The sequence below is a fragment of the Tolumonas lignilytica genome (genome assembly GCF_000527035.1).
GTDB lineage: Bacteria > Pseudomonadota > Gammaproteobacteria > Enterobacterales > Aeromonadaceae > Tolumonas > Tolumonas lignilytica.
This window is the reverse complement of sequence record NZ_AZUK01000001.1, coordinates 1,301,348-1,327,428: the sequence shown is the minus strand read 5'-3', so window position 1 is coordinate 1,327,428 and position 26,081 is coordinate 1,301,348. Positions and strand designations below refer to the sequence as shown.

At 43.6% G+C, this 26,081-nt stretch carries 15 protein-coding genes, 3 tRNA genes, 3 rRNA genes and 1 pseudogene; 19 read left to right on the top strand and 3 right to left on the bottom strand.

Going from position 1 to position 26,081, the window contains the following annotated elements; translation table 11 throughout:
• The first annotated feature begins 29 nt into the window (after positions 1-29).
• From H027_RS0106300 to H027_RS0106250, 10 genes are all read left to right on the top strand, one after another.
• Positions 30-1,589, top strand: coding sequence for a type I restriction-modification system subunit M (locus H027_RS0106300; RefSeq protein WP_024871639.1), 1,560 nt, complete (start codon positions 30-32; stop codon positions 1,587-1,589).
• Positions 1,586-2,785 carry a restriction endonuclease subunit S gene (locus tag H027_RS0106295; protein WP_024871638.1) on the top strand — a complete coding sequence of 400 codons (1,200 nt, stop codon included), beginning with the start codon at positions 1,586-1,588 and terminating at the stop codon, positions 2,783-2,785. Before H027_RS0106300 ends, H027_RS0106295 begins: the two co-directional genes overlap by 4 nt.
• 1 nt (position 2,786) lies before the next feature.
• A complete protein-coding gene (locus H027_RS0106290) occupies positions 2,787-4,082 on the top strand; it encodes an AAA family ATPase (protein ID WP_024871637.1) in 1,296 nt (431 codons plus the stop codon).
• Positions 4,079-7,192 (top strand): HsdR family type I site-specific deoxyribonuclease, encoded by a 3,114-nt coding sequence (locus tag H027_RS0106285; protein ID WP_024871636.1) that lies wholly within the window; start codon positions 4,079-4,081, stop codon positions 7,190-7,192. Before H027_RS0106290 ends, H027_RS0106285 begins: the two co-directional genes overlap by 4 nt.
• Positions 7,193-7,201: 9 nt before the next feature.
• Positions 7,202-8,314, top strand: coding sequence for an ATP-binding protein (locus H027_RS0106280; protein WP_237657929.1), 1,113 nt, complete (start codon positions 7,202-7,204; stop codon positions 8,312-8,314).
• Positions 8,315-8,336: 22 nt separating this feature from the next.
• Positions 8,337-8,888: a MarR family transcriptional regulator gene (locus H027_RS0106275; protein ID WP_024871634.1), complete on the top strand. Its 552-nt coding sequence runs from the start codon at positions 8,337-8,339 to the stop codon at positions 8,886-8,888.
• Between the two features lie 323 nt (positions 8,889-9,211).
• Positions 9,212-9,559 carry a metal-dependent hydrolase gene (locus tag H027_RS0106265; RefSeq protein ID WP_024871633.1) on the top strand — a complete coding sequence of 116 codons (348 nt, stop codon included), beginning with the start codon at positions 9,212-9,214 and terminating at the stop codon, positions 9,557-9,559.
• Positions 9,560-9,568: 9 nt separating this feature from the next.
• Positions 9,569-10,723 (top strand): HNH endonuclease, encoded by a 1,155-nt coding sequence (locus tag H027_RS0106260; protein ID WP_024871632.1) that lies wholly within the window; start codon positions 9,569-9,571, stop codon positions 10,721-10,723.
• Positions 10,716-11,906, top strand: a complete 1,191-nt coding sequence (locus tag H027_RS0106255; protein WP_024871631.1) for a nucleotidyltransferase domain-containing protein — start codon at positions 10,716-10,718, stop codon at positions 11,904-11,906. The genes H027_RS0106260 and H027_RS0106255 overlap by 8 nt, the downstream gene beginning before the upstream one ends.
• Positions 11,907-12,599: a hypothetical protein gene (locus H027_RS0106250; RefSeq protein WP_024871630.1), complete on the top strand. Its 693-nt coding sequence runs from the start codon at positions 11,907-11,909 to the stop codon at positions 12,597-12,599.
• Between the two features lie 154 nt (positions 12,600-12,753).
• On the opposite strand, the gene H027_RS0106245 is transcribed toward H027_RS0106250, so the two are convergent.
• Positions 12,754-15,123, bottom strand: a complete 2,370-nt coding sequence (locus tag H027_RS0106245; RefSeq protein ID WP_024871629.1) for a TOTE conflict system archaeo-eukaryotic primase domain-containing protein — start codon at positions 15,121-15,123, stop codon at positions 12,754-12,756.
• A gap of 497 nt (positions 15,124-15,620) precedes the next feature.
• On the opposite strand from H027_RS0106245, the gene H027_RS0106240 reads away from it, so the two are divergent.
• Positions 15,621-17,366, top strand: coding sequence for a putative bifunctional diguanylate cyclase/phosphodiesterase (locus H027_RS0106240; protein ID WP_024871628.1), 1,746 nt, complete (start codon positions 15,621-15,623; stop codon positions 17,364-17,366).
• A gap of 8 nt (positions 17,367-17,374) precedes the next feature.
• On the opposite strand, the gene H027_RS0106235 is transcribed toward H027_RS0106240, so the two are convergent.
• Positions 17,375-18,202: a Cof-type HAD-IIB family hydrolase gene (locus H027_RS0106235; RefSeq protein ID WP_024871627.1), complete on the bottom strand. Its 828-nt coding sequence runs from the start codon at positions 18,200-18,202 to the stop codon at positions 17,375-17,377.
• Positions 18,203-18,413: 211 nt separating this feature from the next.
• Here H027_RS0106235 and H027_RS0106230 point away from each other — a divergent pair, with 211 nt between their 5' ends.
• The 8 genes and pseudogenes from H027_RS0106230 to H027_RS19115 form a co-directional block, all read left to right on the top strand.
• A complete protein-coding gene (locus H027_RS0106230) occupies positions 18,414-19,223 on the top strand; it encodes an undecaprenyl-diphosphate phosphatase (RefSeq protein WP_024871626.1) in 810 nt (269 codons plus the stop codon).
• A 383-nt stretch (positions 19,224-19,606) separates the two neighbouring features.
• Positions 19,607-21,150: ribosomal RNA gene (locus H027_RS0106225) — 16S ribosomal RNA — on the top strand.
• Between the two features lie 65 nt (positions 21,151-21,215).
• A tRNA-Ile gene (locus H027_RS0106220) sits at positions 21,216-21,292 on the top strand.
• 11 nt (positions 21,293-21,303) lie between these two features.
• Positions 21,304-21,379 (top strand) — tRNA-Ala (locus tag H027_RS0106215).
• A 201-nt stretch (positions 21,380-21,580) separates the two neighbouring features.
• Positions 21,581-24,467, top strand: a 23S ribosomal RNA gene (locus H027_RS0106210).
• A gap of 75 nt (positions 24,468-24,542) precedes the next feature.
• Positions 24,543-24,657 (top strand): 5S ribosomal RNA (rrf, locus tag H027_RS0106205).
• Together the 16S, 23S and 5S rRNA genes with 3 tRNA genes alongside form the textbook arrangement of a ribosomal RNA operon.
• Positions 24,658-24,720: 63 nt before the next feature.
• Positions 24,721-24,797, top strand: a tRNA-Asp gene (locus tag H027_RS0106200).
• Between the two features lie 448 nt (positions 24,798-25,245).
• A pseudogene (locus H027_RS19115) lies at positions 25,246-25,662 on the top strand (DDE-type integrase/transposase/recombinase); the annotation flags it as partial.
• 133 nt (positions 25,663-25,795) lie between these two features.
• Here H027_RS19115 and H027_RS0106190 read toward each other — a convergent pair.
• Positions 25,796-26,044, bottom strand: coding sequence for a hypothetical protein (locus H027_RS0106190; protein ID WP_024871625.1), 249 nt, complete (start codon positions 26,042-26,044; stop codon positions 25,796-25,798).
• Between the last annotated feature and the right edge of the window lie 37 nt (positions 26,045-26,081).

The following is a 26,081-nucleotide window of genomic DNA, read 5'->3' as shown; positions in this document are numbered from 1 at the left end:
ATCAACGGATTAAAATCAGGGATTAACAAATGACAAGTTTACAACAACGTGCCGAGCTTCAGCGTCAAATATGGGCAATCGCGAACGATGTACGAGGCTCAGTCGATGGCTGGGATTTCAAACAATATGTTCTCGGCACTTTGTTCTACCGCTTTATCAGTGAAAACTTTATCAATTACATCAGCGGTGGTGACGAAAGCATTAACTATGCAGCTATGGATGACAACAATGAAGACATCGCATTAGCTAAAGAAGATGCCATTAGAACGAAAGGCTATTTTATCTATCCAAGCCAACTGTTTAGCAATGTGGCTGCAAATGCGCATAAGAACGAAAATTTAAACACCGATCTGGCTGCCATTTTTGCAGCAATTGAAAATTCGGCCAATGGTTATGATTCAGAAAAAGACATCAAAGGCTTGTTCGCCGATTTTGACACAACCAGTAACCGCCTTGGTAATACGGTAGAAGCAAAAAACAAGCGTCTTGCAGCCGTATTAAAAGGTGTCGCAGGGTTATCTTTTGGCAATTTTGAAGATAACCAAATCGATTTATTTGGTGATGCCTACGAGTTCTTAATTTCAAACTACGCAGCGAATGCGGGTAAATCTGGTGGTGAGTTTTTCACCCCTCAGCACGTCTCAAAGCTGATTGCTCAGCTCGCCATGCATGGTCAAACCAGTGTGAATAAAATATATGATCCAGCTTGCGGCTCTGGGTCATTGCTTTTGCAAGCAAAAAAACACTTCGATGCGCACATCATTGATGATGGCTTCTATGGTCAAGAGCTAAACCACACCACTTATAACTTGGCGCGTATGAACATGTTTTTGCACAACATTAACTACGACAAGTTTAATATTCAGTTGGGTGATACCTTAACCGAACCTCATTTTCTGGATGACAAACCGTTTGATGCGATTGTCTCTAATCCGCCATATTCCGTGAAATGGATTGGTAGCGATGATCCAACGCTGATCAACGATGATCGCTTTGCTCCTGCGGGCGTACTAGCCCCTAAATCAAAAGCCGATTTTGCGTTTGTTCTCCATGCACTTAGTTACTTATCAAGCAAAGGCCGAGCGGCGATTGTTTGCTTCCCAGGCATTTTCTATCGTGGTGGCGCAGAGCAAAAAATTCGGCAGTACCTCGTTGATAACAACTATGTAGAAACTGTGATTTCACTTGCACCGAATCTTTTTTTCGGTACGACCATTTCCGTCAATATTTTAGTGCTATCTAAACATAAAACTGATACGACCACTCAGTTTATTGATGCCAGCGGCCTGTTTAAAAAAGAAACCAATAATAACGTGCTGACTGACCAACACATCGAAAACATCATGAACGTGTTTGCCAGCAAAGAGAACGTAGTTCATTTTGCCAAGTCCGTTGAATTGGATATGGTTGCCGCTAATGATTACAACCTATCGGTGAGCAGTTATATTGAAGCCAAAGACAACCGTGAATTAGTAGATATTGCTGAACTCAATGCCGAGATTAAAACTACCGTTGCTAAAATCGACCTGCTTCGCAGGGATATTGATGCCATTGTGGCGGAGATTGAAGGTGAGGAGTTAGGAGTATGAGTAATTTGAATTTTTTGGAGAAATTGCTCGATGGGGTTGAGGTGGTTTGGTGGCCAATCAGTGACGTTACTAAAAACACTAATAATATAAAGTGGCAGGAAGCAACAAGGGGTTATCAATATATTGATCTAACTTCTGTAAGCATTGACACAAAAACTATAATGGAAACATCAGAAGTAACATCTAGCAATGCGCCAAGTCGTGCACAAAAACTCGTAAAGAAAGATGATGTGCTATTTGCAACCACTCGTCCTACACAAATGCGGTATTGCCTAATTGATGAAGAATACAACGGAGCAGTAGCAAGTACTGGATATTGTGTATTGCGAGTAAATAAAGAAGTGGTTCTACCTAAATGGATTTTGCATTTGATTTCTTCTGGTGAATTTAAAAAATACCTTGAAGAGAATCAGAGTGGTTCCGCATATCCTGCTATTTCTGATGCAAAGGTTAAAGAGTTCAAAATCCCCATCCCATGCCCAAATAACCCAGAAAAATCACTGGCAATACAAGCAGAAATCGTGCGCATTCTGGACGCATTTACCGAGCTGACCGCCGAGCTGACCGCCGAGCTTAACATGCGGAAGAAACAGTACAACTACTACCGCGAGCAGTTGTTGAATTTTGAAAAAAGTGAAGTTGAGTGGAAAACGTTGGGAAAGATTGCAGAAAATCTGGACTCGAAGCGTAAACCTATAACAAGTGGGCTGAGAGAAGCAGGCGATATTCCATACTATGGAGCATCTGGTATTGTCGATTATGTTAAGGATTACATTTTTGACGGTGATTACTTATTGATCTCTGAAGATGGTGCAAATTTATTAGCCCGTAATACGCCTATAGCGTTTAGTATCAGTGGTAAAACATGGGTAAACAATCATGCTCATGTGCTTAAGTTTGAAACTTACGCAGAGAGAAAGTACGTTGAATACTATCTGAATGGTATCGATTTAACTCCTTATATTTCCGGCGCAGCCCAACCGAAGTTGAATAAAAAGAACTTGGAAAGTATCAAAATTCCAAATCCATCTTCAAAAGAAAAAAAACGCATCGTGGCTATATTAGATAAGTTTGATGCTTTGACCTGTTCAATTAAAGAGGGTTTTCCACGAGAAATTGAGCTTCGTCAAAAGCAATACGAGTATTATCGTGACCTGTTATTAGGCTTCCCTAAACCTGAAGAGGCGGCAGCTTAATATGGGCAAGAAACTAAAGGACATTGCTAAATACTTAAAGAGCAAGAATAAAAAGGTACATTTGATTTATGCCTTTAATGGCACAGGCAAAACGCGTTTGTCACGAGCCTTTAAGGAGGAAATAGTTCCTTCTACACAAGACGATGAAACTGACGGGGACGTTGAGAAATCACGCGATAAGTTTCTATACTACAACGCGTTTACGGAAGACCTGTTTTATTGGGATAACGATTTAAAAGAAGATTCAAGGCCAAAGTTAAAAATACAACCAAATACTTTTACGGGTTGGTTGATAGATTTGTTAAAAGAGTTAGGCGAAGATGGCAACATCGCTACAAACTTTCAACGTTATACGCGCAGCAAAGCCACCCCAATATTTAATGAAAAATACATAACTAAAATTGATGGAAATGAAGTAACTATACCTGCGTTTTCTGAGATTACTTTCCAAGTGGCCTCAAATGAGCCAGTTAATTATGAGGCTGCTATTGACGCGACTGACGGTGTTGAAAATGTAGTTCAGGGTAAATACGAAGTAATAAAAATTTCAAAAGGTGAAGAAAGCAACTTTGTTTGGAGTGTTATGTACACTCTTTTACAACAAGTCATTTCGACCCTTAATGAGCCAGATGCCACAAATAGAATTACAGATAAGTTTGATGCATTAGAATACGTATTTATAGATGATCCAGTGAGTTCATTGGATGATACCCACCTTATTGATTTGGCTGTTGATTTAGCTGACTTAATCAAAAGAAGCTATTACTTTGATGGGCGAGGTCTAAGATTCGTCATCACGACTCATAGTCCATTGTTTTATAATGTTTTGCATAATGAGTTAAATAACGACCTTAAAAATCCAGTAGAAGGTAAAAGCCCAACTTGGCTGTATAAACGAGATCAATCAGAAAAGCATAGGCTTGTAAAAAATACTGCCGACACTTTCGAACTGTTCAGTTCAAATGATCACCCTTTTTCTTACCACTTATTCTTATTGTCTGAAATACGCGAAGCTATTAAAAATAAGCAAGTTAGAAAGTATCACTTTTCATTCATGAGAAATATCTTAGAAAAAACCGCTACATTCCTTGGTCATCAGCGTTGGGAAGAACTTCTGGAAAAGACTACTGATGGCTCTCCTGACCCCTTTTCAAATAGAATTCTTAACTTGGCCAGCCACTCTGCTCATGCAGGGGAAGAAATTACAGATATTGAAGAAAAAGATAAGGAAAATCTTGACGCTTTAGTAAATCACTTGTTTAGAACTTATGGCTTCAAGAAACAGGAGTTACAATGACCAACTATAAAAGTATTGCAGAGTCGAATAACTTTATTGTTTTAGATAAATATACACGGCAAGACCAAATAACTGACGGCTACCAAAGCGAAGCTGACCTTGAACGTGAGCTGATTCAGGATCTAAGCAACCAGGGCTATGAGTATTTACCCGCGCTAACGACACCTGATGCGATGATAGTGAATGTGCGTAAACAGCTACAAGCTCTTAATAAGATCGAGTTTACTGATACTGAGTGGCTGCGTTTTCAGGAGCAGTATTTAAATACGCCAAGCGATAATGCTGTTGATAAAACACGTAAAGTTCATAGCGACTACATATACGACTTTGTTTTTGATGACGGTCATATTGAAAATATTTATTTATTTGATAAGAAAATCATTGCTCGTAATAAAGTGCAGGTCATTAAGCAATTCGAACAAACGGGCAGCCATGCAAACCGTTACGATGTGACGATATTGGTCAATGGCTTACCTTTGGTTCAAATTGAGCTGAAAAAACGTGGTGTTGCAATTCGCGAAGCATTCAACCAAATCCATCGCTACAGTAAAGAAAGTTTTAACGCTGAAAACTCTTTGTACAAGTTCTTGCAGCTTTTCGTGATATCGAACGGTACAGATACTCGTTATTTTGCAAATACCACGAAACGTGACAAAAACAGTTTTGACTTCACCATGAACTGGGCAAAGTCAGATAATACGCTGATTAAAGATTTAAAAGACTTTACGGCGACGTTTTTTCAAAAAGAAACCCTGCTTGAAGTGATCTTGCGTTATTCGGTATTTGATGTAAGCAATACCTTGTTGGTGATGCGTCCTTATCAGATCGCTGCTACAGAACGCATTTTATGGAAAATAAAAAGTTCTTTTAACAGCAAGAGCTGGAGCAATACCGAAAGTGGTGGTTACATTTGGCATACTACGGGTTCTGGTAAAACGCTTACCAGTTTCAAAGCCGCTCGTTTAGCAACCGATTTAGACTGTATTGATAAAGTCTTCTTTGTGGTAGACCGAAAAGATCTCGACTATCAGACCATGAAAGAGTATCAGCGATTCTCTCCTGATAGTGTGAATGGTTCAGACAGTACCGCAGGCCTTAAAAGTAATCTTGATAAAGACGATAACAAGATCGTTGTTACCACGATTCAAAAACTCAACAACTTGATTAAAAGTGAAAGCGATTTGCCTATCTACAACAAGCAAGTCGTATTTATTTTTGATGAGTGTCACCGTAGTCAGTTTGGTGAGGCTCAGAAAAACCTGAAAAAGAAATTTAAAAAGTACTATCAGTTTGGTTTCACTGGTACGCCTATTTTCCCTGAGAATGCACTCGGTGCTGAAACAACAGGGAGCGTGTTTGGTCAGCAACTACATACCTATGTTATTACGGATGCCATCCGCGATGAAAAAGTTCTTAAATTCAAAGTGGACTATAACGATGTTCGCCCTCAATTTAAGAGCATTGAAACAGAACAAGATGATAAAAAGTTAAGCGCGGCTGAGAACAAGCAAGCATTTTTACACCCGATGCGTATTCGCGAAATCTCGCAGTACATCTTGAATAATTTCAACCAGAAAACCCATAGAGCCTATTCTGGCGCAAAAGGGTTTAACGCAATGCTTGCTGTCAGTAGTGTTGATGCAGCTAAAGCCTATTATGAAACCTTCAAAACCTTGCAGGCTGAAGCTGAAAAGGGCGCTACAAGTAAGCCCCCCCGCGTAGCGACCATATTTTCGTTTGCTGCCAACGAAGAACAGGATGCTATTGGTGATATTTTAGATGAGAGTTTTGAAGTAAGCGCAATGAATAGCAGCGCTAAAGAGTTTCTGGGCGCAGCAATTGCTGACTATAACGCTATGTTTAAATCAAATTACGGTGTAGACAGCAATGGTTTTCAGAACTATTACCGTGATCTAGCCCAACGGGTTAAAAATCAGGAAATAGATCTGCTAATTGTTGTCGGGATGTTTTTAACTGGCTTTGATGCACCAACGTTAAATACTTTGTTTGTTGATAAGAACCTACGCTATCACGGTTTGATGCAGGCTTTTTCTCGTACTAATCGTATTTATGATGCGACTAAAACCTTTGGCAACATTGTTACCTTCCGTGATTTGGAACAAGCGACCATTGATGCCATCACCTTGTTCGGTGATAAAAACACCAAAAATGTCGTGCTCGAAAAGAGCTACAAAGAATACATGGAAGGCTTTACCGATATCGTTACAGGACAAGCTCGTAGAGGTTTTGTCGATATCGTAAAAGAATTACAAGAACGTTTCCCCAATCCAGAGAATATTGAAAAAGAACAAGATAAAAAAGAATTTGCAAAGCTCTTTGGTGAATACTTAAAAGCAGAAAATATCCTGCAAAACTACGATGAGTTTGCTGGGTTAAAAGCATTACAAAGCTTAGATCTCAGTGATGAGCAAGCGGTTGAAGAATTTAAAGCGAAGTATTATCTGAGCGATGATGATATAGCTAAAATGAAAACCCTTGATATGCCAAGCGAACGCGCAATTCAAGATTATCGCTCAACTTATAACGACACCCGTGATTGGCTTCGTCGCGAAAAAGAAGGCAAAGACAAAGATAAAACAACGGTCGACTGGGATGATATTGTTTTTGAAGTCGATTTGCTTAAATCACAAGAAATTAACCTCGACTACATTTTAGAGCTGATTTTTGATCACAATAAGAAAAACAAGAGTAAAGAAGGGTTGATCGAGGAAGTACGCCGCATGATACGCGGTAGTCTTGGTAATAGAGCTAAAGAGAGCCTAGTTGTTGATTTCATCAATCAAACTAACCTTGATGAAATCGACGATAAAGCCAGCATTATTGACGCATTTTTTAAATTCGCACAGGCTGAGCAAAGGCGCGAAGCGGATGCCATCATTGCTTCTGAAAAACTGAATGAAGAAGCAGCTAAGCGTTATATTGCTTCATCATTAAAGCGAGAGTATGCATCTGAAAATGGGACTGCACTGAATGAGGCTTTGCCAAAACTTAGTCCGCTTAACCCAAAATATCGAACACTAAAACAAATAGTCTTCCAGAAAATTGCAGCTTTTGTTGAAAAATTCAAAGGTGTTGGTGGGCAGTTATAGAAGGTCTTTTTGTTAGGTATCAATGGAGGAAACGGTTTGCTAAGAGCTATCTCAGATTTGTTGCACCATTCTCCGGGAATGAAAGGACGTCAAATTGCAAAAGAACTTGGGCTGGATAAGTCTCAAGTGAACTCGTTTCTTCACAAAAATCAGGATACGTTTGTCAAAAACTCAAATCATGAATGGTGTCTGATTCGGACTCAGCATGTAAATATCGACTTCGCTACCGGTTGGATTGATGCTAAAGCCTTTGAGGTCGCTATCGGTAAGCTTGCTTATCAGAAAGATATAAACAAGGTAACATTCAGATTTGGTGCTGAATGCAAATTTCTGCTGATAGCATTAGCACGTTTCCTCGCGCTCTCGAATCAGCTTATCGTGAGTGGTAAGGATGTGGTGATAGATACTACAGCATGTCCTAACACACACAGTTTCTTCAGCAGAAATGGCTTTTTTGACTATCTTAGTCAAAGTGCTACGTGCCTTCCTGATAGACCGCTCTTGTCAGCAGCTAAAACCTATCGGGATAACAGCGATACGCTCGTCGAACTCGGGGAAATTGCCCTGCCATCTAAAAACAAAGAACTCATAATTCGTTTGGGCGACAGGTTTGTAGAGCATTCTTCAGCTAACTATACCTTAGCCGCTAAGACTGTTTTTTCAGAGCTTGTAGGCAACGTAACTGATCACAGTGAATCCAAAATACCTGGACTAGCTGGTCTGCAAGTTTATCGACCGTATAATAAACCTAAGCATATTCAAACTGTTATATCTGACTCTGGCTTAGGCATTGCCACAACCTTGAGGACGACGTTACAAAACGAATATCCAAAGTTGTACGCACAGTTTTCAGAGGAAACTGTCGAGAATGATATCGCGCTAGTTCAAAAAGCTTTTACATCTGGTGAGGTTAGTCGCTTTGGTAAAGGCCGGGGGCTCGGGTTTAAGAGTAGCCGTGAACATGCTAGCAAAGAGAAAGTTATCATTATTATTAGGCAGTTAACCTTCTCATTGGTTTTGGAGTACTCGAAAGGACAACTAATCAATGTATCTGAGGAGAGAGGGTTGGTTCCTATAACAGGAACCCATATCTGTTTTGACTTCTATGTTGACAATTTCTGATAAATAGTGTCATCTTAAGCGGATGAAACAGTTAACTCATAAAATTCTTCTTTCAGAAGTCGTAGGGTCTGATCATGCCTTTGGTAACGACGAAGGTAGCGAAGCCTATGTGAAGATTAAAAAGATCGTTGATGGCCATCCATCATGCGATATTTTTGCTATTAGCTTGGAAGGGATTCGGTTCACTGATGCTTCATTTCCTCGTGAAAGTGTAATCTCGTTAGCTAAAGCATTGAAAGGTGAAAAAGGTTTTTACATTTCTAATGTTCCTAGTCGGGATCTTCTGGATAACTGGTCTTATGGCGCTACAGCTAAAGATCAGCCTCTTCTAGTCAAGAGCGATAGCGGTTACGAAGTGCTTGGTGTGAAGCTAAGTGCGACTGTCAAAGAGCTTCTAGATTTTGTTATTGCGAAAAAAACAGTGACTTCTTCACATGTATCTAAGCACTTTGACATTTCAGCACAGAATGCCAGTGGTCGATTGAAGAAGCTTCATGCTACAGGTCTTGTTCTCGGTCAAAAAGAAGTGGCAGAGTCAGGCGGGTTAGAGTTTGTCTACCGATCAATTCTGTAGTTTTTTTTGTTTCTGGTTAATCTGCTTGCTTTAATCAGAATTAAAGATTATTATTTGATCAGATCCTTCGGATCTTTTTTATTAACATCTGGTAAATGCGATTAACTTAATCAGAATTGGAGGCCTTATGGCTACAAATCCCCCATCCGGTGACGGACACAGAAACGGTGCTGTTAAAGGCAGATCTCAGACTCAAACGCCAAGCGGACATTGGGTGAAGCGAGATGATGAAACTGGTCGATTCATGGATGTAAAGACATCCGATAAGACGCCTTTTAAAGGCGTCAGGAAGGAGAAATAGTTTAGCTAATGGTAAAACCCATTTGGCCGTCGGGGCAGCGGTTGGTTTAACCGTTGCCCTGGCGGACAACAAAAAACAAGCTGTCAGTCATCATTCTGGAACTGCCATTGCGGTTGGATCTCTTTTTGGCAAGCTTCCAGATATTTTGGAATCCTCTCTGGGTGACCCTTACCATCGCCAGTTTTGCCACAGTCACTTGGTGCTAACTGCATTAGGTGTTGGACTCAAACATTTGTATGAGTGGCAACCGGAAGAGGCAATTGATAAGTGTCTTCGGAGTCTGGTACTAATCGCTGGATGTGCTTATGTCAGCCATTTGCTCTGTGATGCGACAACACCTCGCTCACTCCCTTTAATTGGCAAACTATAGGAGTTTTGAATGGTCGCTAAAGTCACAAGACCCATAGACCGTAAAGTTGAGCGAGAACTTTGGGCTCGTGCCGCTGCTCGTTGCCAGTTTAGCGGGTGTAATAAATTGCTATACAAATCAGCGGTAACGCAGGAATCGGTCAATGTCTCTCAAAATGCTCATATTTACGCATTTTCGGAGAATGGGCCTCGTGGTTGGGGACTCTTTAAAACTAAGCCAACCAGTTTAAATGACGTCAGCAACCTCATGTTGCTGTGCTATGACTGTCACAAAAAAATTGACCAGAAAGGCAGCGAAGATAGGTATCCAGCCGATCTCTTAATTAGTTGGAAAATGCAGCATGAGCAACGCATAGAAATCCTCACAGGCATTGCTCCTGATCGTAAATCAAATGTTGTTCTGTATGGTGCCAATATAGGAGCCGAGAAATCACCGATAAATTATCACGGGTGTGTCGAGGCAATGTTTCCGAATTGGTATCCGGCAACTGAAAAGCCTGTGACCCTATCCATGGTATCAGAGCTGAAAGATCACTCTGAGCAATATTGGCAAGCAGAGTCGCAACACCTAACGAAACGTTTTCAAAGCAAAATCTCATCGATCATCGAAGAGGAATCTTGCAAGCATTTCTCGTTGTTCGCGTTAGCCCCTCAACCATTGTTAATAAAACTTGGCGCTTTGCTTACCGACAAAATTGAGGTCGAGACTTATCAGCTGCATCGAGAGCCTAAAGGTTGGTTTTGGCAAGACTGTTCAGATGATTTTGAGTACATCATCAACAGACCTCAAAATATGGATGGCAAACCAGCCCTGGTTCTTTCTTTGAGTGACAATGTGTCGCATGAGCGAATTACCCAGGTTATAGGGCCAGATATATCGATTTGGGAAGTGACTATCAAGCAGCCTCACAATGATTTTATACAGTCAAAGCAGCAGCTCTCATTGTTCAGAAAGTGCATAAGAAAGCTGATTATTGAAATCAAAAATACGCACGGCGATGTGACGCCACTGCAAATTTTTCCTGTGATGCCAGTATCGTGTGCCGTCGAATTAGGACGGGCGAGAATGCCTAAGGCTGATATGCCATGGCTTATTTATGACCACGACATAAAAACACAACAGTTTGTAATGGCAATCGAGCTTCAAGGGGATCTTCATGAGTAATACCAACAGTAACGATGTTCTAAACACTATTCTGGAAAAAATTGAGCTGCCAGACAGTGCTTATGAAAAGGCTGAAAAACGCTATAAGGATCTAGGTGATTGGTTACATCGCCCTGAATCAACATGCGGGAATTTTGATCCCCACGTGTTTTCTCAAGGTTCCTTTCGTCTAGGTACAGCGATTAGACCCGATTCAGAAGAACAGTATGATCTAGACATGGGGTGCAACCTTCGGCGTGGCCTGGATAAAAGTTCCATCACTCAAAAGCAATTAAAGCACCTAGTCGGTCATGAGTTAGCTCTCTATCGAAACGCCAGAGGCATTAAGGAAGAGCTGGCGGAGAAAAAACGTTGTTGGCGCTTAGAGTATGCTGATGGGCTGAGCTTTCATATGGATATAGTCCCTTGTTTGCCAGAAAGTGATACAGGAAGAGGCCTTTTGAAAAGGCGGATGGTCGAGAACTCTAAGTTTGATGAAATCTTGGCTCAAAACGTGTCTCAGCTTGCAGTTTCGATTACCGACAACACAGATCCAACTTATGCAGCTGTAAATGAAAACTGGCGTATTAGTAATCCTGAAGGATATGCGCGATGGTTTGAAACACGCATGAAGACGGCGCGTTTAATAATAAATGAACGTGAAATGCGATTTAAAGCGAGTATAGATAGTCTGCCATATTATCAATGGAAGACACCATTGCAGCAGGTTATTCAATTACTGAAGCGTCATCGTGACACCATGTTTAAGAATAATGAGGATAGTAAGCCAATATCGGTAATCATCACCACATTAGCTGCGAAATCATATAAAGGTGAAAGTGATTTGGCTTCAGCATTGAATAGGGTGCTTTCCGAGATGGATGATCACATTTCTGCTCAAGTTCCACTGATACCGAATCCCGTCAATCCAGCCGAAGACTTCGCAGACAAGTGGTATGACGAAAAATCTGCTCAATACCGATTACAAGAAAACTTTTATAAGTGGCTGTATCAAGCAAGAGCTGATTTTAGTGCTCTTTGCTCAAACGATGATACACAGCGAATTGTAAATGCGGCACAAAATGGTTTGGGTCTGAAGCTTGATTCAAATTCGGTGGCGCGAATTTTAGGTATTCCAGCTGTGACAGCTAAACCGACGTTCGCAATTCAATCATCTGATCCAAAGCCATGGTTAAAGAAATAGATGAAGCACTGGAAGGCTATGGGCCTAGAGGCGTTTCTCTCGGCCTATCCAAATATTAGATTAGTAGATGTCCATGCAGATAAGGTTGAGTTGCAAGGAGAGCATCAGTTAAAAGCACAACTTGCTGGAAGTCAGTTTATTGAACGAACCTTTTCTCTGAGGATCGTATGCCCAAGTGATTATCCGAAGACTTTACCTGTAGTGTATGACATTGCTGGTTACTTTCCTCGTAATCAGGACTTTCACATTTATTATGATGGATCATTTTGTCTTGGCTCAGACCTGAAAATTAAGTCAGTTCTAAAAGATAATTCATCGCTGACTGCTTTTTTCGAGATGGTAGTTGTTAGATTCCTATACGCAGTATCTCATAGAATCGAATTCGGTAGCTTTCCCTACGGTGAACTTGATCATGGTGAAAAGGGCTTGATTGATGACTATTCCGAGATGTTCAGGGTTAAGAGTAAAGCATCAGTACTATTAGTGCTGAAAGCACTGGGTCTTCGTAAGAGATCTGCAAACAAGTTACTCTGTCCATGTGGCTGTGGTCATCGCCTCGGTTTATGTTCTTATCGATTTTTTTTGAATGAGTTTCGATGTGTAGAACGCCGCCGTTGGTTTCGTTCTCATCTGGCAGGATCTTTTTCGCCGATAGAAAAAAAGATAAAAAGAGGAATAAATTATGCGTTATAAGCTAGATATTGCAACATCAATATCAATACTAACAACAACGTTCTATGACCCATTTGTGCGGTTAAATGATATCTTTTTATCTGAGCTGAGCCGACACTGGCGTGTAGACGTGTAAGTATCATACCAAGACCATTCACGACTGAAGCCATTGTCATCAGATAGCTTCATCACTTACTAGCTCATATCCCATTGCTTTATAACCAATTCTTCTTTTATTCCACATTTTTAGCAATATGGGATGTGTTGCATCAACAAAGTCGATTATCTGGACGTTAGTTTTTAAAGCGTGTTCTCGGTGTAAACGACCTGCATATTGCTGGAGATTTCCACGCCATGAAATGGGCATTGCTAATACCAAGGTATCTAGTACCGGATGGTCAAAACCTTCACCAACTAATTTCCCAGTCGAAAGCAGAATTCTAGGCTTTTCATCACTCAAAGCATTTAAGGAAGAAACTAATTCTGCTCGCTGTTTTTTTGACATACGACCATGCAGTAAAAATAACTCCGGTACATTTACATTGTTAACCAAAGCGTTATGGATCTGCATCAGGTGTTCGGTTCTTTCTGTTAACACAAGAAGTTTTCGCCCATTTGAATATGCAGAACGTATTTTATCAACAATAAAGGCTATGCGAGTTTGATCATTAGCCAAATGACCAAGCACATCCTGTATTCCTGCTTCCGCTGGTAAATCAAACTTTGTTTCAAGGGTATAAACATTGACTGATAGATCACGAGGAGCGCCCTGTGGTGCGCTTGCTTTATATCGAATTGGCCCACATTGCATGAAAATTATCGGCTGCAACCCATCTCGTCGAAATGGCGTTGCTGTTAATCCCAGAACATATTTCGCTTTTACTCGCTTGAGTAACAACTCAAATGAACTAGCGCCAAGATGATGACATTCATCAACGATTATTTGTCCGTAATTTTCAACAACAGGATTTACATCACCACCACGAGACAAAGACTGCACGACAGCAATATCGATTTTGCCACTCAATTTCTTTTTTCCAGCACCAAGAATACCAATATCGCCTTTCTCAGTTTGCAGAAATGTTTCTAGTCGTTGTCTCCATTGTTGTAATAGTTCCGTTCTATGTACCAAAATCAGAGTATTGACACATCTCTGAGCTATTAGACTTGCAGCTAATACTGTTTTACCAAACGCGGTAGGCGCACACAAAACTCCGGTTTCATGGTGAAGCAGCTCCGCGAGTGCTATTTCTTGATCCAATCGTAATTGACCAATAAATTGAGCAGAGATCTTTTTGCCATTCTCCCGTTTATCAACAAGCTCGTAATGAATACCATTTTCTTGAAACAACGATTGCACGGCATCTAAACATCCCCTTGGTAAAGCCAAATACTTCGGAAAATTTTCAGCACAGCCAATGATGCGAGGCTTATCCCATACAGGGAATCTCATTGCTTGTGCTTTATAGAATTCTGGATTTTGAAATGCGGCTAAGCGAATTAAACGATTGGATAATGATTGAGGCAATTCCACTTTTTCAATATACAGTTGATTAGCCAATGTAACCGATAAAAAAGCGGGCATTGTCTCTGTCAGTTTGCCCTGAATGGTTGTTGGACTTTGCCAAGGTGTATTTAGATCTTCTTCCTCAATAAAGGTGACATCCAATGGATGTGAACCTCCCGTCGCCCTCAAAATGACTGGTTCTATATCTTCAATCTGCATTTTGGAAACAGTTGCGAGAAATGCCCACTGATCTTCATAAGGTTGTAGTTCTTTATTGACGAACAGACTAAAACCACTTTCTCTTGGCTTTTTCTGTAGAGGTAAAGCTATCAGATTACCAAATCCACCTTTAGGCATCGAATCCTGATTTGGAAATAACCGATCATAAGATGTGAGAGTTAATTGCCGAGTACGATTACAAGTGTATGAAATTATTGCAGAGCCTAACCTGCGTGCATCTCTTGCTGTTACAGCTTTGTCGAAGAATATCCATATATGAGCACCACTCCCTGATCTTGAAATTTCAAGGTAAGCGCTAACCCCTAAATCATCACAGGAAACTAGAAAAGCTGTGGCATCTTCAGACCACTGTTCGTCATCAAAATCTACAGCTAAAAAATAACAGCAATCATTGGTTAATAATGGGTATATCCCCACTGTATGTTTACCGGCTAAATGATCGTAGATAACTTCATCGGTTACTGGCGATAGCTGTCTATTACTGCATTCGGAACATTTTACTTTTGGTTTTTCACAGACACCCGCTCTCCATTCATTTTTACATGCAGGTGTATAACCAGATTTACCGGTAGAATGACTTTCCCATCGAATCGGATAAACATCGATTCGGCCACGGAATAAAGAACGAAATAATGCTACTTTTTGTGAAGGGGATAATTGGGTAGTAGGCTGAAAGCTAGGTTGTTCGAGAGATTGTTGTGAATTAGATAATCTCCATTCGATACCGTGCAATTCTAATAAATCAATCAAACGTTGATTTTCTGCCTTCAAAGCAAGTAATTCTTCATTACTGACCATCAGAAAACTCCGAATGAATTGATAAACTTGAGGTCATAGTTAGTGATACAAGTGAAGATTGGTTCTACTCACGAATTATCACTGTCATGATATCAAAATAATCAAATTGTACTTAGATGGATTGATAGGTATGAATTTGTATTTAGAAATGAATTGCTTGCTGCGCAACTAATTGAAAGTATTATATAAAAAAATAAAGTATGATTCTTTTTTGTCTGCTGATCTGCGCTGATTGGGATGCGTATAGATAAAAGTGTGATACTTTTGCTCTACATACAATAAGGCCACTGTATGAAAATCAATAAGTTATGGTAGCCAAAGTATGATAGTTTTTTGTAGGCTTACAGTAAAAACAGGGAGATTCAATCTCCCTGTTCTATTTATATTGTTTTCCAGCAATATGAATATTATTTTGGCGCGCATACCTGCATAAACTGGCTCGGAATTTGAATTTGTATGAGCCATTTTCTAAACGTCGCTACTGAAAAGGTCAAATAATGTTACGCAGTGGATTGCGTATGCTGGTGAATGGATATCGCGAATTACAGCATGCATTGTGCGTCGCCCTAAGATCCCGCAGTGACGAACGCCAGCTTTCTCACATCGGTCAACTCCTATTCCAAGAACTGGACGATGGTGTGGTTTTGCTGAATCGACATGGATTTCTATTGCAGGCGAATCCTGCTTTTTGCCGTCAAAGTGGTTTCAGCCACACCGAATTGCTGCAGTTACGTCGCACGCAATTGCGAGCCATGTTGCAGGTCAACTGGGATTGGGTGTTACCTGCATTAATAAAAACAGGGCGTTGGCAGGGGGCTTTGTGGTTACAACATAAAACCCAAGGCTGGCTTCCTTATCAACTCCTGTTGCGTCAGTCGGTCACCCAGAATGGGGATACGCAGATCCTGGGAGTGTTCTCCGTACAAACCACAACCTCGCAAGATGATGAACAAATCGATCCCTTAACCGGTTTATTGCATCGCGTTTCTTTCGATAATCAGTTGCGTCAGCTTTGCCGAGGCAGCAAACCCTTTACCTTACTGACACTCGATTTGGATTATTTTCGCCAGATCAATAATCAATACGACCATCAAACCGGTGACCGGATGCTGCAGCGTCTGGCATTAAGATTACAACGCTTACTGGGGCCCAAAGGGCTGGTTGCTCGCGTAGGTGGTGATGATTTTGCGCTCTTGATCCCGGGCATGGATCAGCCCGAAGCGGCTCAGCGTTTGGCAGAAGCGGTGTTTGCTGAAGTATCACGCCCTTTCGTGAATGGCAGTGGCGAGATCACTATCTCGGGTACGCTGGGCGGGGCATTATGGCCGTTGGATGCCCGTAGCCCTGGTGCATTGTGGCGTCGAGCGGAACAGGCATTATTTATAGCGCGCAATCGCCATCTGCCGATGCTGGCTTTTTCGGCTGGGGTGCGTAAAGAGCTCTCTTATCGGCAACGACTACAGCAGGATCTGCAGGAAGCTCTCAACACCAATAGGCTGTGGGTCGCCTACCAGCCTATTTGGGATAACCAGTTGCAACGTGTCGGCAAAGTGGAAGCATTGGTCCGCTGGACCCATCCTGAATTGGGTGAGATCCCGCCCGATCAGTTTATTCCGTTGGCAGAAGAAACCGGGCTGATTGGTTTACTCGGTGAGAAAGTACTCGCACGGGCGTGTGCTGATCTCGCTGCATTACATCAAGCCGGATTTGAATGGCTCGACATTAGTATTAATCGCTCCACGATCGAATTTTTACAATTGGACGAGCAGGCAAGCTCATGGCTGGATGTGATCCGCCAGCACAATATAACGCCAGAAAAAGTGATCTTTGAGGTCACGGAATCATTATTGATGGATGCTCAGAGTCAGCCTATGCTGCGTCTGAATGCACTGAGAGAGGCCGGATGTCGGATCGCCATTGATGATTTTGGTACAGGATACTCATCCTTTAACTATTTACGTAAATTCCCGATTGACATAGTCAAGATCGATCGCAGTTTTGTCCTGAATGTTCCCCATGAACATAAGGATACCCAAATGTTGCTGGGTATCCTCAGGATCGTACAGAATCTGGGTTGTGAAGTTGTCGTCGAAGGTATCGAAGACGAGGTGTTGCAACAATTTTTGCTGGAACATCAGTGTGAATTCAGCCAGGGCTATTTTTTCAGCAAGCCATTATCGGTCAATGAACTGCTTCACTATATAGAACAACTGACACCTCGCCGCCGAGCCTGCGGCGAATAATCGCAGATCTATAACACCCAGCGGTGTAAAGCGGAGGCAATACCGCTTTCATCATTGCTGCAGGTTACAAAGTCGGCATGTTGCTGAATTTCTGCAGTGGCATTGCCCATCGCCACCCCAAAGCCAACCTGTTTAAACATACTGACGTCATTGTGATTGTCACCAAAAGCAATCACCTGTTCCAGGGCAATACCTTTGGTTGAGACCCATTCAGCCAAACGATTACCTTTACTGTTTCCGGCATTCACAATTTCGAGTCCATTAGGCGCGGTTCGGTCACAGGTAATCTCTAAGTCATCCGGCAAGACAGCGATGAACGCATCAATCTGCTCCGTTGTGGCATGTGATAGCTCAATTTTCCACAATGGTCTATGTAGGGCACACAAGGTTGCCAGTGAAGTGTGTTCAATAAAATTGGGATAAATGGCTAATTCAGGTAAGAAGCGACGGGTATGATTTCTTATTTTCAAAAAATGTTCATTATCGGGAAGGTAGCCAATACCCTCACTGAAATGACAAATAGCATCCAATTTGCTCGATTCAATGAGAGGCAATAACCGATCCCATTGCCAATCCCGTAACGGATCACCACCCAGAATGCGTTGCGATTGGGCATCAAATATGTAAGCGCCATTCGCACAAATCAATGGAGTATCTAAGGCTAACTGATGATGGATCGGATAGGCCATCATATGATGTCGTCCCGTGACCAGAATGACTTCTATGCCCTGATGGCGAGCCTGTTGCAACGCATCTATCGTTTGCTGGGTAACCTGATGATCACTGGTTAATAAGGTGCCATCCATGTCTAAGGCAATGACTGCGAACTTTGCCATGCTATTACATCTCAATTCAATTCATTGATAACAGAGTGAAACTTTGGCTTTTCTTTTACAAGTGACAGATATAAGAAAAAAAATCACGTATCCATTAGCTGAAATAAAGCACAAGAAAAATACCAAGTAATAGATGAGGCTGGCTCTCCTCTATGGCTTTACTTAAACTTACAATTCTTTTGTGTACGTAATAAGCAATAGGATTTGCAGCATGTCAGATATTCTGAATAGTTTAATCATGGGTATTGTGGAGGGGATTACTGAGTTTTTACCGGTATCCAGCACCGGCCATTTAATTGTGACTAAAGAGCTTCTGAAATTTCAGGGAAGTGACACGTTTGAAATTGTCATTCAGCTGGGTGGAGTGTTGGCGGTACTGTGGTTTTATTTCAGTACGATCTGGCAACAGGTAAAAACGGTTACAACGGATAAAGCAGTACAACGTTTCTGGATAACGGTCATTATTGCCTTTTTACCGGCGGCCTTTGTCGGATTAGCGCTACAGAACTACATTACGGAATACCTATTTAACAGCGTCACGGTAGCGATTAGCTTGATCGTTGGTGGTATCGTCATGTGGTGGATTGAAGGGGCAGATTTCCGACCAAGAACCTTAGCCTTTGAGCAAATGACTATGAAACAGGGTTTTGCCATCGGATGTGCACAACTGTGTGCATTGATCCCAGGCGTAAGCCGGAGTGCGTCAACAATCATGGGAGGCATGTTGACCGGGCTTGATCGTTCAACCGCAACAGGATTTAGCTTCTTTTTATCCATCCCCACGCTCGGTGCAGCGAGTATTTATTCTTTGCTAAAAGATTTACACGGCGTGAGTGAACACGGAGTGGTAAATATCAGCATTGGTTTAGCTACCTCTTTTATTGTGAGTTTACTGTCAATCGGCTGGCTGTTGCGTTACATCAGCCATCATAGTTTTCGCGGATTTGCGGTTTATCGAATTGTTACGGGGTTGATCATTCTGACGTTATCGTATCTGGGGTTCTTCTCTTCCAGCGTATAAATGCGGCTTCACGATAGCAAATAGCCGATTTATTCGGCTATTTGCTGTAAAAAACAGCACTCAGAAAAAACTTCATAAAAAGCACTTGATCAAAAAAGATCGGCCCCTATAATGCGGCCCCACTGAGACGGCAGACGCCGCAACGAGTTCAGAAATGACCTCGGCACTCAGTCAAGATTCAAGTTGCCAAGCCGTTTGTGATAAACGCCGCTTGACAACGAAGAGGGAAAGCGTAAGATTCGCGTCCCTGGCCTAACAGCCACGCTCTTTAACAACATATCAAGCAATCTGTGTGGGCACTTGCGTAGATTGATTAGATTGAAAAAATTTAATCAATGATACGAAGTGTCTGTAAAGACAAGTCATTCATTGAGCCAAAACTTTAATTGAAGAGTTTGATCATGGCTCAGATTGAACGCTGGCGGCAGGCCTAACACATGCAAGTCGAACGGCAGCGGGGGATAGCTTGCTATCCTGCCGGCGAGTGGCGGACGGGTGAGTAATGCATGGGGAGCTGCCCAATCGAGGGGGATAACAACTGGAAACGGTTGCTAATACCGCATACGCCCTGCGGGGGAAAGGTGGGGACCTTCGGGCCTACCGCGATTGGATGCACCCATGTGGGATTAGCTAGTTGGTGAGGTAACGGCTCACCAAGGCGACGATCTCTAGCTGGTCTGAGAGGATGACCAGCCACACTGGAACTGAGACACGGTCCAGACTCCTACGGGAGGCAGCAGTGGGGAATATTGCACAATGGGGGAAACCCTGATGCAGCCATGCCGCGTGTGTGAAGAAGGCCTTCGGGTTGTAAAGCACTTTCAGTGGGGAGGAAGGGTTGATGACTAATACTCATCAGCATTGACGTTACCCACAGAAGAAGCACCGGCTAACTCCGTGCCAGCAGCCGCGGTAATACGGAGGGTGCAAGCGTTAATCGGAATAACTGGGCGTAAAGCGCACGCAGGCGGTTGGATAAGCGAGATGTGAAAGCCCCGGGCTCAACCTGGGAACTGCATTTCGAACTGTCCGACTAGAGTCTTGTAGAGGGGGGTAGAATTCCAGGTGTAGCGGTGAAATGCGTAGAGATCTGGAGGAATACCGGTGGCGAAGGCGGCCCCCTGGACAAAGACTGACGCTCAGGTGCGAAAGCGTGGGGAGCAAACAGGATTAGATACCCTGGTAGTCCACGCTGTAAACGATGTCGATTTGGAGTTTGTGCCATTATGAGCGTGGGTTCCGAAGCTAACGCGATAAATCGACCGCCTGGGGAGTACGGCCGCAAGGTTAAAACTCAAATGAATTGACGGGGGCCCGCACAAGCGGTGGAGCATGTGGTTTAATTCGATGCAACGCGAAGAACCTTACCTGGCCTTGACATGCTGAGAAGTTTGTAGAGATACGAATGTGCCTTCGGGAACTCAGACACAGGTGCTGCATGGCTGTCGTCAGCTCGTGTCGTGAGATGTTGGGTTAAGTCCCGCAACGAGCGCAACCCCTATCCTTTGTTGCCAGCGGGTCATGCCGGGAACTCAAGGGAGACTGCCGGTGATAAACCGGAGGAAGGTGGGGATGACGTCAAGTCATCATGGCCCTTACGGCCAGGGCTACACACGTGCTACAATGGCGTATACAGAGGGAAGCGACCTCGCGAGAGCAAGCGGAACCCAAAAAGTACGTCGTAGTCCGGATCGGAGTCTGCAACTCGACTCCGTGAAGTCGGAATCGCTAGTAATCGCAAATCAGAATGTTGCGGTGAATACGTTCCCGGGCCTTGTACACACCGCCCGTCACACCATGGGAGTGGGTTGCACCAGAAGTAGTTAGTCTAACCTTCGGGAGGACGATTACCACGGTGTGATTCATGACTGGGGTGAAGTCGTAACAAGGTAACCGTAGGGGAACCTGCGGTTGGATCACCTCCTTACCTTAACTAATTGACTCTATGTGAGTGTTCACACAGATTGCTTGAGATGAAGAGTACCTTGAAGTGGGTCTGTAGCTCAGGTGGTTAGAGCGCACCCCTGATAAGGGTGAGGTCGGTAGTTCGAGTCTACTCAGACCCACCACTTCCGACGGAGGGGCCATAGCTCAGCTGGGAGAGCGCCTGCTTTGCACGCAGGAGGTCTGCGGTTCGATCCCGCATGGCTCCACCACTCTAAAGAAGCCAGAGTAATGATGCAGGTAGAGACTACTGCGTTATCACTGTGTCTTCTTAACTGGAAGACTGTTCTTTAAAAAATTGGAAAGCTGATAAAGTTCAATCAAGACAAACAAGCGTCTTGGAAAAACTTGGTGTTAAACCAGTAAACTGGTCATAACAACAGCGCTGAATGGGAAACCATTTGGGGTTGTATGGTTAAGTGACTAAGCGTACACGGTGGATGCCTAGGCAGTCAGAGGCGAAGAAGGACGTGCTAACCTGCGTTAAGCTGTGGAGAGTCGGTAAGAGACATTATTATCCACAGATGTCCGAATGGGGAAACCCACTGAGTTTACTCAGTATCGTATGATGAATACATAGTCATACGAGGCGAACCGGGAGAACTGAAACATCTAAGTACCCCGAGGAAAAGAAATCAACCGAGATTTCCTTAGTAGCGGCGAGCGAACGGGAATTAGCCCTTAAGTTTCTTGGAAGTTAGTGGAACAGTCTGGAAAGGCTGGCGATACAGGGTGATAGCCCCGTACATGAAAGCGACCTTGGAATGAAAACGAGTAAGGCGGGACACGTGGTATCCTGTCTGAATATGGGGGGACCATCCTCCAAGGCTAAATACTCCTGACTGACCGATAGTGAACCAGTACCGTGAGGGAAAGGCGAAAAGAACCCCTGTGAGGGGAGTGAAATAGAACCTGAAACCGTGTACGTACAAGCAGTGGGAGCACCTTCGTGGTGTGACTGCGTACCTTTTGTATAATGGGTCAGCGACTTACATTCTGTAGCAAGGTTAACCGAATAGGGGAGCCGTAGGGAAACCGAGTCTTAACTGGGCGACTAGTTGCAGGGTGTAGACCCGAAACCGGGTGATCTAGCCATGGGCAGGTTGAAGGTGCCGTAACAGGTACTGGAGGACCGAACCCACTAATGTTGCAAAATTAGGGGATGACCTGTGGCTAGGGGTGAAAGGCCAATCAAACTCGGAGATATCTGGTTCTCCCCGAAAGCTATTTAGGTAGCGCCTCGGACGAATACTACTGGGGGTAGAGCACTGTTTCGACTAGGGGGTCATCCCGACTTACCAACTCGATGCAAACTCCGAATACCAGTAAGTACTATCCGGGAGACACACGGCGGGTGCTAACGTCCGTCGTGAAGAGGGAAACAACCCAGACCGCCAGCTAAGGTCCCAAAGTACTAGTTAAGTGGGAAACGATGTGGGAAGGCTTAGACAGCTAGGATGTTGGCTTAGAAGCAGCCATCATTTAAAGAAAGCGTAATAGCTCACTAGTCGAGTCGGCCTGCGCGGAAGATGTAACGGGGCTAAACTAGTCACCGAAGCTGCGGATTTGCCGAAAGGCAAGTGGTAGGGGAGCGTTCTGTAAGCCTGTGAAGGTGTGTGGTAACGCATGCTGGAGGTATCAGAAGTGCGAATGCTGACGTGAGTAACGTTAAAGGGAGTGAAAGACTCCCTCGCCGGAAGACCAAGGGTTCCTGTCCAACGTTAATCGGGGCAGGGTGAGTCGGCCCCTAAGGCGAGGCTGAAAGGCGTAGTCGATGGGAAGCGGGTTAATATTCCTGCACTTTTTGTAACTGCGATGAGGGGACGGAGAAGGCTAAGTAGGCCAGCGGTTGGTAGAGCTGGTGAAAGGTGGTAGGGAAGTACGGTAGGCAAATCCGCTGTACTATATTCCGAGAGCCGAGACGAAGTGACTACGGTCATGAAGTTACTGATGCCACGCTTCCAGGAAAAGCCTCTAAGCTTCAGGTTACAAAGAACCGTACCCGAAACCAACACTGGTGGTCAGGTAGAGAATACCAAGGCGCTTGAGAGAACTCGGGTGAAGGAACTAGGCAAAATAGTACCGTAACTTCGGGAGAAGGTACGCTGATGTTGGTGAAGAGATTTACTCTTGGAGCGAATGTCAGCCGCAGTGACCAGGTGGCTGGGACTGTTTAACAAAAACACAGCACTCTGCAAACACGAAAGTGGACGTATAGGGTGTGACACCTGCCCGGTGCCGGAAGGTTAATTGATGGGGTTAGCGCAAGCGAAGCTCTTGATCGAAGCCCCGGTAAACGGCGGCCGTAACTATAACGGTCCTAAGGTAGCGAAATTCCTTGTCGGGTAAGTTCCGACCTGCACGAATGGTGTAACCATGGCCACGCTGTCTCCACCCGAGACTCAGTGAAATCGAATTCGCCGTGAAGATGCGGTGTACCCGCGGCTAGACGGAAAGACCCCGTGAACCTTTACTACAGCTTGACACTGAACATTGAACCTACCTGTGTAGGATAGGTGGGAGGCTTTGAAGACATGACGCTAGTTGTGTTGGAGCCGTCCTTGAAATACCACCCTGGTATGTTTGATGTTCTAACCTTAGCCCGTTATCCGGGCCAGGGACAGTGTCTGGTGGGTAGTTTGACTGGGGCGGTCTCCTCCCAAAGAGTAACGGAGGAGCACGAAGGTGGGCTAATCACGGTCGGACATCGTGAGGTTAGTGCAAAGGCATAAGCCCGCTTAACTGCGAGACGGACAGGTCGAGCAGGTGCGAAAGCAGGTCTTAGTGATCCGGTGGTTCTGAATGGAAGGGCCATCGCTCAACGGATAAAAGGTACTCCGGGGATAACAGGCTGATACCGCCCAAGAGTTCATATCGACGGCGGTGTTTGGCACCTCGATGTCGGCTCATCACATCCTGGGGCTGAAGTTGGTCCCAAGGGTATGGCTGTTCGCCATTTAAAGTGGTACGCGAGCTGGGTTCAGAACGTCGTGAGACAGTTCGGTCCCTATCTGCCGTGGGCGTTGGATGATTGAGTGGGGTTGCTCCTAGTACGAGAGGACCGGAGTGAACGAACCGCTGGTGTTCGGGTTGTCATGCCAATGGCACTGCCCGGTAGCTAAGTTCGGAAAAGATAACCGCTGAAAGCATCTAAGCGGGAAACTTGCCACGAGATGAGTCATCCCTAGGACTTTGAGTCCTCTGAAGGGCCGTTGGAGACGACGACGTTGATAGGTGAGGTGTGTAAGCGTAGTGATACGTTGAGCTAACTCATACTAATGACCCGAGAGGCTTAACCATACAACACCCAAGTGGTTTTAAAGCAAAATGCTTGTTTGATTGATTGAATGACAGCTTTCCAATGAACCGAATATGCCTGGCGGCGATAGCGCGATGGAACCACCTGTACCCATTCCGAACACAGAAGTGAAACGTTGTAGCGCCGATGGTAGTGTGGCATTCGCCATGTGAGAGTAGGACACTGCCAGGCACCGAATTAATGCGAAGACCTTGACTGGGTGACAACGGTTGAGCGAGCATAGAGAGAAAACGCGGAGTGGTAGTTCAGTCGGTTAGAATACCGGCCTGTCACGCCGGGGGTCGCGGGTTCGAGTCCCGTCCACTCCGCCAACAAACAGAGGCCTTAAGCTGATGAAGCTTAAGGCCTTTTTATTTTGCCTGCAAAAATACTAGCCCCATAATATACTTGCGATACGATGGTGTGCCTAAACCGTGGTTATTTTAGGTGTGGGGTTTACTCATTTTGTTTTCCTGAAATTAAAACAGCAATAACCCATGTATATTCAAAAAGCAGATGAATAACTTATGTCGTTCTGACAAGTCGCTGGTGTAGATGTTATTCATAGTGAAGTACGCTTTTATGCTGACTCATAAACGCGAATTTTACTTATCGACCATGTGCTGTGTCCTGAATGTTTCTCTGAGCAGCTTTTATCACTGGTTAAACGGATGCAACAAGCGTCATTTGCGGCAGCAACAGCAACTAAGACGGGATCAACAAGTTGTACTCGCATTTCAAGCCGAAGTGGCGCAACTAGGTTAGTCAGATGTTTGTCTAACACAGAGTAACCACAGCTTACCGGTTACAGAGAACCTGTTGCAATAGAACTTCCATGCCTATCAGCCGAATCAAAAATGGGTTGGTGATATTACGTACTTGTGGACTGAAGAAGGCTGGCTCTATTTGGCAGTAGTGATTGATTTGTACTTATATAAAGTCATTGGTTGGTCGATATCGGAAAGAATGACGGCGAACTTAGTCTGTGATGCATTACCGATGGCTTTATTCCGTCGTAACCACCCGAAATGGGTCATCACATGATCACCCAATTAATATGCAGCATAAGTGCAAAAGGCTGTTGTTACGATAATGCTGTTCGGAAAACTATTTTCCATAGTCTGAAGGTAGAAGCAATCCATGGTGAAAGATTTGAAACGAACTCAGATGAGAGAAGCCGTATTCGAATATATTGAATCGACAGCGATTGCACAGTTACCTGGCTTCACAGAAGCCCAACTGATTGTGAATGATAGAAAATAACTTAATCGAGTGTCCAATCTTGCTGGGGCAGATCAGTTGAAACGATCTCTATAGTCACACAATTTGTCTAAGAATTTTTGTTCTTAAATGAAAGTAAATCATTAAATAAGAAATAATATTTATTTCCCACTTTGTATGTATCAGGTGGTATATATCCATTTAATAATTCTTTGTTTAAAATTGCTTGTTTAAGCTCTATGGTTGTAATTTGAAGAAAGCGAGCTGCTTCCAATGTTTCCAATACATATTCTCCGTGGTTTTCTATTCCAACTTTGATTTTATTTAGCAACCATCCTTTTGATACAACAAAAATCATATAGAACCTTTATCTATTGTTAATTTAAGGTCATTTG

Excerpts from the sequence above, each read along its gene's own strand:
- H027_RS0106240 (WP_024871628.1), top strand. The coding sequence starts at position 15,621 with ATGTTACGCAGTGGATTGCGTATGCTGGTGAATGGATATCGCGAATTA.
- H027_RS0106190 (WP_024871625.1), bottom strand. The coding sequence starts at position 26,044 with ATGATTTTTGTTGTATCAAAAGGATGGTTGCTAAATAAAATCAAAGTT.
- H027_RS0106250 (WP_024871630.1), top strand. The coding sequence starts at position 11,907 with ATGAAGCACTGGAAGGCTATGGGCCTAGAGGCGTTTCTCTCGGCCTAT.
- H027_RS0106235 (WP_024871627.1), bottom strand. The coding sequence starts at position 18,202 with ATGGCAAAGTTCGCAGTCATTGCCTTAGACATGGATGGCACCTTATTA.
- H027_RS0106285 (WP_024871636.1), top strand. The coding sequence starts at position 4,079 with ATGACCAACTATAAAAGTATTGCAGAGTCGAATAACTTTATTGTTTTA.
- H027_RS0106245 (WP_024871629.1), bottom strand. The coding sequence starts at position 15,123 with ATGGTCAGTAATGAAGAATTACTTGCTTTGAAGGCAGAAAATCAACGT.
- H027_RS0106300 (WP_024871639.1), top strand. The coding sequence starts at position 30 with ATGACAAGTTTACAACAACGTGCCGAGCTTCAGCGTCAAATATGGGCA.
- H027_RS0106255 (WP_024871631.1), top strand. The coding sequence starts at position 10,716 with ATGAGTAATACCAACAGTAACGATGTTCTAAACACTATTCTGGAAAAA.
- H027_RS0106230 (WP_024871626.1), top strand. The coding sequence starts at position 18,414 with ATGTCAGATATTCTGAATAGTTTAATCATGGGTATTGTGGAGGGGATT.
- H027_RS0106290 (WP_024871637.1), top strand. The coding sequence starts at position 2,787 with ATGGGCAAGAAACTAAAGGACATTGCTAAATACTTAAAGAGCAAGAAT.
- H027_RS0106260 (WP_024871632.1), top strand. The coding sequence starts at position 9,569 with ATGGTCGCTAAAGTCACAAGACCCATAGACCGTAAAGTTGAGCGAGAA.
- H027_RS0106295 (WP_024871638.1), top strand. The coding sequence starts at position 1,586 with ATGAGTAATTTGAATTTTTTGGAGAAATTGCTCGATGGGGTTGAGGTG.
- H027_RS0106275 (WP_024871634.1), top strand. The coding sequence starts at position 8,337 with ATGAAACAGTTAACTCATAAAATTCTTCTTTCAGAAGTCGTAGGGTCT.